Source organism: Shinella sp. 20P9.1.1 (assembly GCF_057798995.1).
The window spans coordinates 374,152-387,383 of sequence record NZ_JBYOLC010000003.1 but is presented as its reverse complement, the minus strand read 5'-3'; the positions used below and the strand labels follow the sequence as shown (position 1 = coordinate 387,383).

Below are 13,232 nucleotides of genomic sequence, written 5' to 3'. Positions count from 1 at the left end.
TTTGCCGAACGGCCGCTAGCGGCCGGACGACCGGGCGATTGTCATTTTCATCCTGCTGTCGAAGACCTGATAATCCGCGTTGATCTCGCCCCAGCCCTTCATCGTGATGAGCTGGAACATGCTATGGAGATCCTCGTTCGAGCGCGGATAGTTGTGCCAATGGGCGGGCACGGCGACATCCCGGCGCGACATGAAGACCATTGATTTCGCGAGGAAGCGGTCCTGGGTTTCCTTCGCCAGAAGATAGTTGGAAAAGAGGTCGGCGAGATCGCCGTGGCGTGTGCCGCGGACCTTCACGAACCAGTCCGTCCATGCCGATGTGCCCTCGTCCGGCACCGCGGCGATGTACTCGTCGGGGCTGTCCTGCAGAAAGATGAAGGCATCAGACGAATAGGTGAGCGCAGCATCCGCCTCGCCCTGGTTCAGCACGGCCGCCTGCTCCGCGCCGGTCATGTACCAGCGGGCGACCTTCAGCCTGTCGAGTTCGGCGAAGAAAGGTTCGGCGCTCGTCGTCGAATAGAGCGCATCTAGCTTCGCGCCCTGCTTCAGGGCCGCCACGGAAAGCGTCCACCACCAGGAGGAGCCGTCCAGTGTTGTCTTGCCTGCAAGCCTGTCCTCCCACAGAAGCGACCAACTGCTGGGAGAAAGGTCGAGGGACTTGCGTAACATCAGCATGCAGGTGCCGCCGGCAAAGGGCACGCCGTAGTCCTCGGCTCCCGGCCGTGTTTCGGCGAAATAGGGATAAACCGCATCGAGATTGGGAAGGGCGGCCCTGTTGTTCTTAAGCCAGATCTTCTCCGCGACACCCTGAAGCGTGATGGCCTCTTCCGTAATCGTGATGTCGAAAGGCGGATTGTCGGCCGGTGCGGCGAGGATCTGCGGCACCATCTGGTCCCAGCCGCCGACGCTTTCGACGCGGGTGCCGTATTGCGCGTTGAACGGGTCGACCACCGTCTCCTTGAAGACGGTCTCGTAATTGCCGGACCAGGGGACCACGATCAGTTCCTCGCCCGCAAAACTCGTTTTGGCCGAAGCCACGGAAGCACGCCCGATGATGGCGGGCATGGCGAACGCGAAGGCGCCGGCGCCGAGGAACTGCCGGCGCGACAATGCGGTTTTTCCTTCAATGCCCTTCATGCTTTCCTCCCTCTGTTCCTTGCGCGCGATGGCAGGCACATCACATGGCGTCGGCCGGTACAGGCTCGCCGCGAGCATTTGCCAGCAGCGCCGCCGCGAGCGTGTCCCGCTCCTGCGCATAATCCCGGGTGATCGCGTCGCCCCGCTGGCGGGTGCGCCAGTGCGGATCGGCCAATAGCGGGGCATCCGTCGCTTCCGGCAGATGCCGGCCGCGGATCAGGTCGGCCATCCGCTCCGCCAGAACGAGGGTCGGCGCGTTGAGATCGCCGGCGGTCGCCTGGGGCATCAGGGAAGCATCGACCACCCGTAGTGACGCGATGCCGCGAACGCGCCCTTGCGGGTCGGTGACCGCGCCGTCGTCCGTTCCCATGCGGCAGGTGCCGCAGGGGTGATAGGCGCTTTCCAGCTTCGCCTTGAGGAAATGATCGAGCGCCTCGTCATCCTCCACCGCGGCCCCCGGCGCCAATTCCCGGCCCCGATAGGGCGCGAAGGCCGGCTGGTCGAAAATCTCCCGCGACAGGCGGATGCAGGCGCGGAACTCGTCCCAGTCGTCGGGATGGCTCATATAGTTGAAGCGAACGCGCGGCAGGCTCTCCGGCCGCCCGTCCCGCAGGCGCACCCAGCCACGGCTCTTCGAGCGCTTGGTGCCCACATGCACCTGGAAGCCATGGCCGGAGGCCAGCGTCTTGCCATCGTAGGAGATGGCGAGCGGCAGGAAATGGAACTGGATATCGGGATAGACGATGCCTGCGCGGCTACGGATATGGCCGCCTGTCTCGAAATGATTGGTCGCGCCGAGGCCGCGCTTCATCGTCAGCCACTCGATTCCGATGCGCCCCTTGCCCCAGAGGCTTTGCGTCGGAAAGAGGCTGACGGGCTGCGTGCATTCCATCTGGAGATAGAGTTCCAGGTGGTCCATCAGATTCTCGCCGACTTCCGGTAGATCAGCCACAACCGCGATGCCATGCCGCGCAAGCTCCCCCGCCGGTCCGATGCCCGAGCGCTTGAGGATCGCCGGCGACATGATCGAGCCGGCGGAAAGAATGACCTCCCGCGTAGCCGTCGCATATCGAAGTTCGCCGGCGACCATGAAATCAACGCCCGTCGCACGTCGCCCCTCCATCGCGACCCGATTGACCAAGGCGCCGGTGACGATGCGGACATTGCCGCGCGCCTCGGCCGGGCGAAGATAGGCACGCGCCGCACCCATCCGCCGACCGCCACCGACATTCATCTCCATCGGCCCGAAGCCTTCGTGCTGGCGCTCGTTCATATTCGCGCTGCGCGCATAGCCGGCCTGGCAGCCGGCATCCACGAAGGCACCGTAGAGCGGATTTGCCGCCGCGCCACGCCGCACCGTGACCGGGCCGGCCGTTCCCCGGAGCGCGCCCCCGCCTTCGACATTCTCAAGCCGCTGGAAGTAGGGCAGAACGTTCGACCAGCGCCAGCCGGATGCTCCGAGCGCCTCCCAAAGCTCATAGTCCATCGGATTGCCGCGAACCCAGCACATGCCATTGATGGAGGAGGAGCCGCCGAGACCCTTGCCGCGCGGCAGGTTCACCTCGCGACCGCCAAGATGGGGCTCGGGATCGGTCTTCATGCCCCAGTTGAAGCGGGCGGTGTTCATGGGGATCGACAGCGCCGCCGGCATATCGACGAAGATCGACTTCTCGCTGCCACCCGCCTCGATGACGAGGATGCGCGTGGCGGGATCTTCCCCGAGACGGTTCGCCAGCACCGAGCCGGCGGACCCCGCGCCAACGATGATATAGTCGTATCGTCCTTCGTTCAGCACGGCCGGACCTATTCGATGATCACGTAGAATTTCAGCATGTCGACCGGCTGGCGCCACACGCCCTTGAACCCCTTCGGCACGAGGAAGCTGTCCCCCTTGCGATAGGTCTCGTGGAAGTCGTCCGCCTCCAGCGAAACCTCGCCCTCCAGGACGACCATGAACTCGTCGGTCGGATAATCCTCGTAACGCTCGGTATAGGCCGTCGACCGCCAGATACCGGCGCGGACACCCTTCTCGGGCCGCGAGAAATAGGCGTGATCGAGACCCAGCGGCTTTCCCGAAAGCAGCTCCGCATGCTCGAGCGCAAGATCAGGAAGGCCAAGCCAACCATCTGGTCCGGTTGATGAAAAGCGAACGGGTTTCGGCACGGGAAGTCTCCGGGATGCAGTGGTTTCGAATGGGTCCAGACTGTGGCACCCCTCCCCCGTTGACAAGTGACAAGTTTTCCCGATTCAGTAACCTGAAGTAACGGAGAAGACGATGCGCCGGCACTATTCCCTGACCGCATTGCGCGCCTTCGAAGCCGTAGCGCGACTGAAGAGCATCTCGGCCGCAGCGCAGGAACTGCACGTGACGCGACCTGCCGTCTCCAAGCAGGTGACGCTGCTGGAAGCCGATATCGGACGCTCCCTGCTTCTGCGCGTTGGCAACGCAATCGAGCTGACGCCCGCCGGCGGCGAACTTTTCGCCGGGCTACGGCAGGGGCTTGAGATCATCTATTCGACGACTGAAGCGGTCAGCCGGCGGGCGCCGGACGAGCGGCATATTCGCGTGCTCGTCTGTCGCGACTTCGCGTCAAGCTGGCTTGCCAGCCAGATCGGCACGTTCCTCGTCGCCAATCCCGGCATCTCGGTCGAGATCACCGCGGAAAGGAATGGCGTCCTTCGGCAAGATGAGGATTTCGACTTCCGTATCTTCTATGCGAACGAAGGCGCGCTTGCCTCAAAGACATTTCAGGAAAGCGTCCTCTGCCGCTGGATCGACATGCTGGTCTGCACCCCGGATTTTGCGACGAACCATCTCGGGCCTGAAAAGCCGCTCTGCGAGGCGCCCTATCTGGCTGATGCGAACTACGACATGTTCGAGGAATGGTGCAGCCTGACCGGCATCGACGCCGGCGGCGCCCGGCAACACATCACCGTCTTCAATGAGACGACGCTCTGCCTCTCCGTCGCGGCGTCGGGCGGAGGACTGACGATCGGCGATAGCTTCCTCGCTCTGCCGCCCATCCAGTCAGGCGGCTTCGTCGTGCCCTACCGGGTCGGACTCGTCAGCGCGCAGTGCTACCTTCTTTTCAAGCACAGGAACCGCCCACCGACCGTCGCGCATCGCAAGTTCGAGACCTGGCTGCGCGGCGCCATCAAGCACTACCAGTCATCGCTGCTGCAGGTTCTCGCCGACAAGGGAATCCGGATCATCGAGCGCGCCGGGCCGCCGGCGCACGAAAACGCCCCCTAGCCGGAAGAGCCGGCGAGAGGCCCGCCTTCACCGGAAAGATCGGCCGCGATGGTATCGGCAAGCCATGACCGAAACAGGGAGGCCGACCGGCTTTCCTGCGCCGCGGCGGGGCTGATCAGGCCATAACGCGATCCGTCGGGGGTAAATCCCAGCGGTGCGACGAGGCGGCCCTTGGAAACATCGTCGATCGCGAGGATCCGGGGGCACATGCAGACGCCAAGCCCCGCAAGTGCGGCCTCCACCATGAGGAAATGGTGGTCGAGAAACCGCGTGGATTCCGGCCTGTGGCGATCAGGATGGGCCGACAGCCACTTTTGCCACGCGTCCGGCCGCGTCCGCGCCGCCAGGGCCACATAGTGGCCAGCCGCGAAACGCTCGGCCATATCGGGATGCATCACGGGGCCGACCGCTTCCTCGAAAAGGGACTCGACCCGCCAATTCGCGTCGATCGAAAAATCCAGTCGCCGGATTGCCAGCGTGATGTGATCACGGGTGAAGTCGAAAGCCCCGCCGCCCACGGACAAATGCAGGTCCACGTTAGGATATCGTCCCTGGAAGGAAGCAAGGCGTGGAATGAGCCAGCGCATGGCGATCGAACGTTCGCTGGAGATGACCACGGGGGCCTCGGCGCGCGCCGAGCGCAGCCTGGCAAGCACCGTCGAGACCATGGACATGGCACCCGTTGCCGCCGCAGCCAGTTCCGCCCCGGCATCCGTCAATTTGATCCCGCGCCCCGAAGGCTCGATGAGCCTGATACCCGTATCGAGCGAGAGTTTCGCCACCCGGCGGCTGACGGCCCCGTGGGTGAGATTGAGCTCTTCCGCGGCGGCGCGCACGGAGCCCAGACGCGCCACCACCTCGAAGGCGCGCAGGTCATCCAGAGATGGGAGTTCAGCTCGTTTCATTGGTGATTTTTTATCACCGATATTCGTCAGATCATATCGATTTTTTCCTGTTTCACCGTGGCCTACTGTTCACGCATGGAACAGACAATTGACAGAAGAGAACGAATTGGAATCGTCGCCGACGATCTGACGAGTGCAGCGGACGGCGCCGCTGCCTTCCTGGCGCGCGGCTATGCACCCCTCATCTGCCGGCAGGAACACCCGGCAACCCGGGAGCTGCTGGTGTCCATCGACACCGGCAGCCGCATGCTGGACGAAGCGGCGGCCGGACAGGCGACCGGCCGGGCCGTTGCGGCACTCGCCAAACGCACTACGCTCTACAAGACGATCGATTCAACCCTGCGCGGCCATATCCGGTCGGAGATCGCCGCGGCGTTCCGGGCGAGCGGCCGGAGACATCTGGTCATCGCCCCGGCCTTCCCGGCGGCCGGCCGCACGACGGTGGCCGGCATACAGCTGCTGGATGGCGTGCCCGTCGCAGAGACCGCCTATGGCCGCGATCCCGTGCACCCCGCAGGCACATCGGCCATCAGGGACCTGATCGAGCCGGAACTGGGCAGGATAGTCATCGTTCCGGCCGACCTTGCCGAAGCCGAGATCGGCCGGCACATCGCGGATGCTCCGGTCGTCATCCTCGACGCGACCAGCCAAACGATTCTCAATCGCCGGGTGGCAACGCTTGCCCCGCGCGGATCCACGCTCTGGGTCGGTTCGCCCGGCATGGCGGCGGCTCTGGCGACGATCGTACCCTCGGCGCCGGCGACACATACACCCCAGGCAAATGCCCTCGCCCGTGTTCTCGTGCTCGTGGGCAGCGCAAACCCGGTCAGCCACGAGCAGTGCGACCGGCTAGCGGCGACGGACGTTGCGATCGCCGACCGTTCGGCGGAGATAGACACCGAGGCTTCCGTCGCCTGCCTTCGCGCGCCGCAAAACCGCTCCAGCGATCCGGCAACCGTACTGACCACGCTGATCGACGAAGCCCTGACGACGCTTTCCCGGCAACGTTACGACGCGGTCATCGCGACCGGCGGGGAAACGATGAACGCCCTGATGGAGCGGCTGTCGATCCGTAGCTTCACGCTTTTGCGCGAAATCGAGCCCGGCTTCCCGCTCGGCAGGGCGCTGTTCCCAAGCGGCCGCGTCCTTCTGCTGGCCATGAAGGCCGGCGGTTTCGGCTCGGCGGAGACGCTTCGCCATGCGGCCGACACCATCCTTGATATTGGAAGGAAGCATTCATGACGACGCTGCTGAAACCTCTCGCCCTCACCATGGGCGATCCGGCCGGCATAGGTCCCGAGATCATCGCAAGGACGATGCTGGAGAAACCCGAACTGCGGGCCAATCTCGTCATCGGCGATCCCAGAGCGATGTCGCGAGCCATTGCCATGCTCGGCGGCACGCTCGATCTCAATGTGGTCGAACACTCCGAAGCGCCCCTCCAGGAGGGCGCCGTGAATGTCCTCACATCCTCTACCCTCACCAAGCTTCCTCCAATGGGCACCGTCAGCGCCGAGGCGGGCAGGATGGCCTACGATGCCATCATCGCGGCCATCCGGCTTGCAAAGGCCGGCAAGGTCGCGGGGATTGTCACCGCCCCCATCCATAAAGAGGCGTTTTCCGCCGCCGGCATATCCTATCCCGGACACACCGAAATCCTGGCCGAGCATGGCGGCCGCGGGCGTGTGGCAATGATGCTGGCCAATGACGATATCCGCACCGTGCTCGTGACCATCCACTGCTCGCTTGCGGAAGCGATCCGCCGTGCGGATTTCCCCGCCCAGATGGCGGCAATCCGGCTTGCCCATCAGGGCGGCCGGGCGCTCGGCATCGAAAGGCCGCGCATCGCCGTGGCGGGCCTCAATCCCCACGCCGGCGAAGGAGGCCTGTTCGGGGACGAGGAGATCCACATCATCCGCCCGGCGATTGCCGCCGCGCGCGCGGAAGGCATCGATGCCAGCGGCCCCTGGCCCGGCGATACGGTGTTCATGCAGGCCCGCAATGGCCGCTTCGATATCGTCGTCGCCCAGTATCACGACCAGGGGCTGATCCCGGTGAAGTATCTCGGGCTGGAAAGAGGCGTGAACATCACGCTCGGCCTGCCCTTCGTTCGCACAAGCCCGGATCACGGTACCGCGTTCGATATTGCTGGCCGGGGTATCGCAGACCCCGCAAGCCTGCAGACCGCCATCGACTATGCCCGCCGGCTGGCCGGCACCTCATCCGATCAGGAATAACAACATGGCCCATCCCGCTTTCATCTTCATGCTGACCAGCAATGACCGCACCATTCCCGATGCACTGGAACAGCTTCCCGCCGTCATCGCCGCCGGTGTGCGCCATATCGGTTTCAAGGATATCGGCCTGCCCTTCGACGATCTCGCCACCCTGCAGCGCGCGATCAAGGCGGCAGGCGCAACGAGTTATCTCGAAGTCGTCTCGCTCGATCGTGAAAGCGAGCTTTCCTCCGTTCGCTCCGCACTCCGCCTCGGCGTCGATTATCTGCTTGGCGGCACCCATGTCGACGACGTGCTGCCTCTGATCAAAGATACAGGCATCCGTTACTACCCCTTCCCCGGCCGGATCACCGGCCATCCGAGCATCCTTGAAGGCGCGCCCGAGGACATAGTCGCAAGCGCCCGGATGCTGGCCGCACGGGAGGGCGTTCACGGCCTGGACCTGCTTGCCTACCGCGCCGCGGTCGATGTTCCGGAACTGATCAGGGCCGTCTGTGAGGCTGTCGGAAAACCGGTGATCGTCGCCGGATCGATCGACCGCCCGGAGCGCATTCACGCGGTCATCAGCGGCAAGGCCGCCGGCTTCACGGTTGGAACCGCCGCTCTCGACGGGCGCTTCCCTGCCGCCTTCCCCGGCCTCACGCACCAGCTCCTTTCCATTGCGGCCATCAAGTCGCAAGCACTGCGGCTCGCGGAGCTGTGAAGCGCATTCCCAAGTGCCATTCGATGATGTCGCTGATAAGCTCTTGAAAGGACTCGAACCGCCAACCGCGTAGTTCAGTGGGTTTTATTGGCAGCATCTTCCCAATCCGGGTAACAGGTTGCTTGCCGGAGTGGCCGGTTTAAGGCCGCAAGCAGACTGCCTGGTGTTTGTTGTCGAGAGGCTAGAGCGGACATTGTAGGATCTGGTGCCCTTGTCCGAGTTCGCCCAAAGCGGCCATTGCAACGCGACGTGCGTCACGCGTCAGCATAGCGGCTTAGGAGGCATCTGATCGGCTCCACCAACGCACGCTTGCTGGGCAGCATACATTGGCGTGCATGGAACCGTAGACGGGACGTCAGAAACATGAAGGACGCTAGCGAGAAGTGGATCGCGCCCTTCAGAACCGGGTCAGCCAGCCGTCCTGTGAAGGATCAGGATTTTTCGGGGGACTCGACATCCGAGAACACCTGGACGGCGGCGGGCAGTCTTTCGCCCCTGATTTCGATGGCGGCCACGGCCGCATTCAGTTCCGCGATTTCGGAAGACGAGAAGCTGATCGCGGGCGCGCCGATATTCTCGATCATGTGCGCCATCTGGGTGGTTCCGGGGATTGGCACGATGAACGGCGTCTGGGCCAGCAGCCAGGCCAGGGCGATTTGGCCGAGGCGCGCCTGCTTGCGTTCCGCCCAGACTTTCAGGAGCTCGACGAGAGCCAGATTGTTCGGAAGGTTGTCCGGTGCAAAGGCGAATTTGCGCCGCCTCGTCTTCGCAGACGAGAACCACGCCATGCTGTTCACGATAGCGGAAGTTGGTGGCACCCGGCGCATCGGCCGGAAGGGGTGGAAGAGCATCCTTGCTCATGGTCGATCGACCTTTTGGTTGGTCCCCACGAAGTCGAGCGCATCCTTGGCGAAGGCGTCGAGCCGTTCCGTGACCAGATCGTTATCGCCACCAAATTCGGCGGGAACATCGATCTTGAAACTGGCGAGCGCAAACCGGGCCTCAACAGCCGCCCGGAGCATATCAAACTGGTAGTGGAGGGTATGCTCAGGAGGCGATCCGCAAGAAGGTTGAGGAAACCGGCGACGGGCCAGTCTACCAGATCCCGGAAATCTTCCAGAGCGAGGACGAGGCTAAAGCTGCCGTCGAGGGCCAGCGCAACAACCAGGATCGCGAGGAGGAGAAGCTCTTACTCACGGTCCTCGGCAAGGAAACGTGCCAGGCCGAGACCATGATGACCGTTGCCGGCATTGATCGCGACGCCGATGGCCAGTGGTCGATCGACAGCATCACCCACGTCTTTACCGGCACCGCCTCTTACACCAGCACGATTGCGCGGCACGGCGCGCGCCAAGTACGGCACGATCCGTGCCCATTGGCATGACGCCCAGGAGGCGATCCGCAAGAAAGTTGAGGAAGCCGGCAACGGGCCAGTCTACGAGATCCCGGAAATCTTCCAGAGCGAGGATGAGGCGAAAGCCGCCGTCGAGGGGCAGCGTAACAACCAGGACCGCGAGGAAGAGAAGCTTTCCCTCACAGTGCTCGGGACAGAAACGCGCCAGGCCGAAGCCATGATGATGGTCGCGGGTATCCACGAACGCCTCTCAGGCGTCGTGATTGAATGCCTGCCGTGGCACTCCTTCATCGAGCGCTATGACCGGCCGGGAATGCTCTTCTATCTCGACCCTCCCTAATGGGGGAACGAAAACGATTATGGCCCGGATGCATTCGGCCGTGACCAGTTCGCGGACATGACAGTGGCCTTAAAGCGGCTTCGAGGCACCTTCATTTTGTCCTTAAACGCGGTTCAAGGCGTGTACGACACGTTCAAAGACTTCTCGATCGAGGAGCTGGACTGCTCCTACTCGATTGCCGGGAAGGGTCGAAACGGTAGCGTGAAGGAAGTTCTCATCACCGCCAAACCGCACCAGTTGGCAACGTCGCGTTGATCTGTCTAAATGACTTGAGGTTGCAGGGTGAAAGGGGGTTTGTAATGCGACGTTTCATATCAGTCTTCGCTGGGCTCTTGGCCCTATCGACGCCGGCCGTTGCCGGATTTGAAAGTTGGACCGTTGAAAGCGAGGACGACCCCTTTTCCGGGGGAAACATGACCACTGTCTCCTATTCAAGCTCAATGAGATCAGGCGTCATCATCTTCTGCGACACTGCGAAACAGGGTCTCACGGTTCGAGCTGTCCCTGGCTTCGCTTTTGAGGAAAGCCTCAATGACCTCACCCCCCGAACTAGAATTCGCGATCGACGGCAAAAGGCTGGTCGGACAGTCCGGCACTGTAGGGACGGTCGCAGACAATCTTGCAGCGTCTGAAACCGCTCTCTCTGTCGAAAATTCGGAGACCTTCGTGGTTGCGTTTTTCAAAGCTGAAAAGCAGATCGCGATCAAGGACGGTATCAGCGATCGGCCTCACCTGCTCAAAGCACGCGGATCGACCAAAGCAGGCGCCGCGCTAGTCAAATGCATGGCGGGCCAGAAAGGGTAGCGTAGCGCCATAGCTTTTGAGGGGACTAAGCCCCCTTCGGGCGACTTCGTATATCCAGTGTGCAATCCGACAGAAGTGCATATCAGCAACCTTCGCGATAATGAACATGACGAGACTTTGGGCTTATCTAGACATCTCCAATCCCGTGTGCGCTTGGGCGGCTTACCGATGCGTTTTGGTGCCGCCTCCAACAGAACCGGGCTTCCTTTCTGTGTGGTCGACGAACCTCTTACGAGACATATCGTCACCCCGTTTCGGCTATGAGGTCCAATTGGAGGAAACCAGACGCGCCGAGGCACCCCACCACGTTTCGAGGCTACACGGCTTCTATTGCTTCACCGATCAAACGAGCGCTGTTAGCGCCCGGCAATCCTGGGGCCAACACTTCAGGGCCGAGAATATGGTGGAGCTTGAGATTGATGGCGACCTTCCAGCTACGAGGCTTGATTCAAATTGGATCAAGAACTGGCGAAACCACTATCACGCCGACTGGACGTCACGTTATTGGGCGGGAGAAATCTATCCGCATGAGGAGCCGGTCTGGGAGTGCATTTTGAATGTGCCTGCCTGGATCTTCGGACAAGAATTGCGAATGAGAGCTTGGGAGCGCGTCAAAGAAGCATTTCCGCTATGTCTCGGAACACTGGAGATTAGCCGTCTGGCTGCGTTCGTCGGCTCTGATCTCGGTAGCGTCCACGCTTTCTTGGGGGGCATAAGCAGGGTGTCGAGGTCAGTTTTTTCATGAATATGCGAGATGCAGACGATCGTGACTTCCTCGATAGGCTCGGAGCGCTAGATGCCCAGGAGCACCCCATCAACCCTGAGGGGCGGGAACAGGTATTATCCGGTCAGTGGGTGACGATGGATCTCAGACCGCATAGTTTCATTGTTCCGGCCGAGGTGTCGCGTTGAACCGGGCGGGAAATCAATTGGTCTTCAAGGGGGCGTTGAGTATCGCACTAAGCCGGTTTTGACAGGTCGTTGCGATTTTCAGAAATTCGCATTCAGCGTGTCAAAAGTCGCGGCGTGCTACAGCGGTCTTTGCTGTCCGACACCGCCCCCAGAATACGAGTGGGGGATACGATGGTAGCGGAGGAGGGATTCGAACCCCCGACACAAGGATTATGATTCCTCTGCTCTAACCTACTGAGCTACTCCGCCGACCGAAGGACGATTGGAACCAAGTCCGTTTTTCATCCGGTGCGCGGCTTATAAGGGGCGGCTCCTGCGGGTGTCAAGCGACCTTTGCAGGAAAAATCGCTTTGTCCGCACAGGCCTAGGGAGACAGAGCTTTTCAGGCGGCGACCGGGGTAGCGAGGATGCGCTTCAGCGCGTCTTCGGCAGCCGCTTCCCGTTCCGAGCGCTGAATGAAGCCGCCGCCATAGATGCGGGCGTCCTCGCCTTCACCGGAATAGAGCGCGCAGGCCTGGCCGGGAGCGACGCCCGCCTCGCCTTCGGACAGCTCGACGTAGATGCCGTGCTCGTTGGAGGCGAGGCGCGCGGGGCGCGGCGGGCGGGTCGAGCGAACCTTGGCATAGCAGTCGAAGCCGCCGGCGGCTACGGCATCGAGATCACCGTCGCCGAGCCAGTTGATGTCACGCAGGTAAAGGCGGCGCGTTTCCAGCGCCTCCTTGGGGCCGACGATGACGCGGCGCGAGCGTGCGTCGAGATAGACGACGTAGAGCGGCTCGCCGGTCGCGATGCCGATGCCGCGGCGCTGGCCGATCGTATAGTGCAGGATGCCGTCATGGCCGCCGAGAACGCGCCCGTCGATATGCACGATCTTGCCGGCGAGCGCCGCATTCGGCTTCAGTTTGTTGACGATATCGGTGTACTTGCCCTGCGGCACGAAACAGATGTCCTGGCTGTCGGCCTTCTTGGCGACGACAAGACCCATCTCCTCGGCAAGCGCGCGGGTCTCGGCCTTGGAGAGATGGCCGAGCGGGAAGCGCAGATAGTCGATCTGCTCCTGCGTCGTGGCGAACAGGAAATAGCTCTGGTCGCGCTCGGCATCGACGGGGCGATAGAGCGCGCGGCGCTCCGGCGCATCCGGCTGCGGGTTCGGACGTGAGCGGATATAGTGGCCGGTGGCGAGCGCATCAGCGCCCAGGTCCTTGGCCGTCGCCAGCAGATCGGCGAACTTGACGGTCTGGTTGCAGGCGACGCAAGGGATCGGCGTTTCGCCGGCAATGTAGCTTTCGGCGAAGGGGTTGATCACCGTTTCGCGGAAACGCTTTTCATAATCGAGAACATAATGCGGAATGCCGAGCGTTTCGCAGACGCGGCGCGCATCGTCGATATCCTGGCCGGCGCAGCAGGAGCCGGCGCGGTGCACGGCGGCACCGTGATCGTAGAGCTGCAAGGTGATGCCGAGAACGTCATAGCCCTGACGTTTCAGGATGCCGGCCACGACGGAACTGTCGACGCCGCCCGACATGGCAACGACGACACGGGTATCTTCCGGCTTGCGATCGAAATCGAGACTGTTCACGCGAGGTC

At 62.5% G+C, this 13,232-nt stretch carries 13 protein-coding genes, 1 tRNA gene and 1 pseudogene; 8 read left to right on the top strand and 7 right to left on the bottom strand.

Features of this window, described 5'->3' with window-relative positions:
• Positions 1–15: 15 nt before the first annotated feature.
• From AC27VQ_RS07860 to AC27VQ_RS07850, 3 genes are read right to left on the bottom strand one after another with little or no spacing between them, the layout of a single operon-like run.
• Positions 16–1,137: an ABC transporter substrate-binding protein gene (locus tag AC27VQ_RS07860; protein ID WP_488715826.1), complete on the bottom strand. Its 1,122-nt coding sequence runs from the start codon at positions 1,135–1,137 to the stop codon at positions 16–18.
• A gap of 40 nt (positions 1,138–1,177) precedes the next feature.
• Positions 1,178–2,932: a choline dehydrogenase gene (locus AC27VQ_RS07855; RefSeq protein WP_488715825.1), complete on the bottom strand. Its 1,755-nt coding sequence runs from the start codon at positions 2,930–2,932 to the stop codon at positions 1,178–1,180.
• A gap of 8 nt (positions 2,933–2,940) precedes the next feature.
• On the bottom strand, positions 2,941–3,300 hold the full coding sequence (locus AC27VQ_RS07850) for a cupin domain-containing protein (protein ID WP_488715824.1): 360 nt from the start codon (positions 3,298–3,300) through the stop codon (positions 2,941–2,943).
• Between the two features lie 112 nt (positions 3,301–3,412).
• On the opposite strand from AC27VQ_RS07850, the gene AC27VQ_RS07845 reads away from it, so the two are divergent.
• Entirely contained in the window at positions 3,413–4,390 is a 978-nt protein-coding gene (locus tag AC27VQ_RS07845; protein WP_488715823.1) for a LysR family transcriptional regulator, read from the top strand.
• Here the strand turns inward: AC27VQ_RS07845 and AC27VQ_RS07840 are convergent.
• Entirely contained in the window at positions 4,387–5,295 is a 909-nt protein-coding gene (locus AC27VQ_RS07840; protein ID WP_488715822.1) for a LysR family transcriptional regulator, read from the bottom strand. The genes AC27VQ_RS07845 and AC27VQ_RS07840 overlap by 4 nt on opposite strands.
• A 75-nt stretch (positions 5,296–5,370) precedes the next feature.
• On the opposite strand from AC27VQ_RS07840, the gene AC27VQ_RS07835 reads away from it, so the two are divergent.
• The 3 genes from AC27VQ_RS07835 to AC27VQ_RS07825 are packed head-to-tail and all read left to right on the top strand — an operon-like array spanning position 5,371 to position 8,235.
• The gene (locus AC27VQ_RS07835) at positions 5,371–6,537 is read left to right on the top strand and encodes a four-carbon acid sugar kinase family protein (RefSeq protein WP_488715821.1); all 1,167 of its coding nucleotides are present in this window, start codon (positions 5,371–5,373) and stop codon (positions 6,535–6,537) included.
• Positions 6,534–7,532, top strand: coding sequence for a 4-hydroxythreonine-4-phosphate dehydrogenase PdxA (gene pdxA, locus AC27VQ_RS07830; protein ID WP_488715820.1), 999 nt, complete (start codon positions 6,534–6,536; stop codon positions 7,530–7,532). The genes AC27VQ_RS07835 and pdxA overlap by 4 nt, the downstream gene beginning before the upstream one ends.
• Before the next feature lie 4 nt (positions 7,533–7,536).
• Positions 7,537–8,235, top strand: coding sequence for a 4-hydroxythreonine-4-phosphate dehydrogenase (locus tag AC27VQ_RS07825; RefSeq protein ID WP_488715819.1), 699 nt, complete (start codon positions 7,537–7,539; stop codon positions 8,233–8,235).
• A gap of 431 nt (positions 8,236–8,666) precedes the next feature.
• Here AC27VQ_RS07825 and AC27VQ_RS07820 read toward each other — a convergent pair whose 3' ends face one another.
• Positions 8,667–9,086 (bottom strand): aldo/keto reductase, encoded by a 420-nt coding sequence (locus tag AC27VQ_RS07820; RefSeq protein WP_488715818.1) that lies wholly within the window; start codon positions 9,084–9,086, stop codon positions 8,667–8,669.
• 30 nt (positions 9,087–9,116) lie between these two features.
• Between AC27VQ_RS07820 and AC27VQ_RS07815 the strand changes: the two are divergent.
• The 4 genes and pseudogenes from AC27VQ_RS07815 to AC27VQ_RS07800 form a co-directional block, all read left to right on the top strand.
• Positions 9,117–9,308 (top strand): annotated as a pseudogene (locus tag AC27VQ_RS07815) (aldo/keto reductase); the annotation flags it as partial.
• 158 nt (positions 9,309–9,466) lie between these two features.
• Positions 9,467–9,619, top strand: coding sequence for a hypothetical protein (locus AC27VQ_RS07810; RefSeq protein ID WP_488715817.1), 153 nt, complete (start codon positions 9,467–9,469; stop codon positions 9,617–9,619).
• A complete protein-coding gene (locus AC27VQ_RS07805) occupies positions 9,567–9,929 on the top strand; it encodes a hypothetical protein (protein ID WP_488715816.1) in 363 nt (120 codons plus the stop codon). The genes AC27VQ_RS07810 and AC27VQ_RS07805 overlap by 53 nt, the downstream gene beginning before the upstream one ends.
• Before the next feature lie 531 nt (positions 9,930–10,460).
• Positions 10,461–10,733, top strand: coding sequence for a hypothetical protein (locus AC27VQ_RS07800; RefSeq protein WP_488715815.1), 273 nt, complete (start codon positions 10,461–10,463; stop codon positions 10,731–10,733).
• Positions 10,734–11,817: 1,084 nt separating this feature from the next.
• Here AC27VQ_RS07800 and AC27VQ_RS07795 read toward each other — a convergent pair.
• A tRNA-Met gene (locus AC27VQ_RS07795) sits at positions 11,818–11,894 on the bottom strand.
• Between the two features lie 133 nt (positions 11,895–12,027).
• On the bottom strand, positions 12,028–13,224 hold the full coding sequence (mnmA, locus tag AC27VQ_RS07790; protein WP_488715814.1) for a tRNA 2-thiouridine(34) synthase MnmA: 1,197 nt from the start codon (positions 13,222–13,224) through the stop codon (positions 12,028–12,030).
• Between the last annotated feature and the right edge of the window lie 8 nt (positions 13,225–13,232).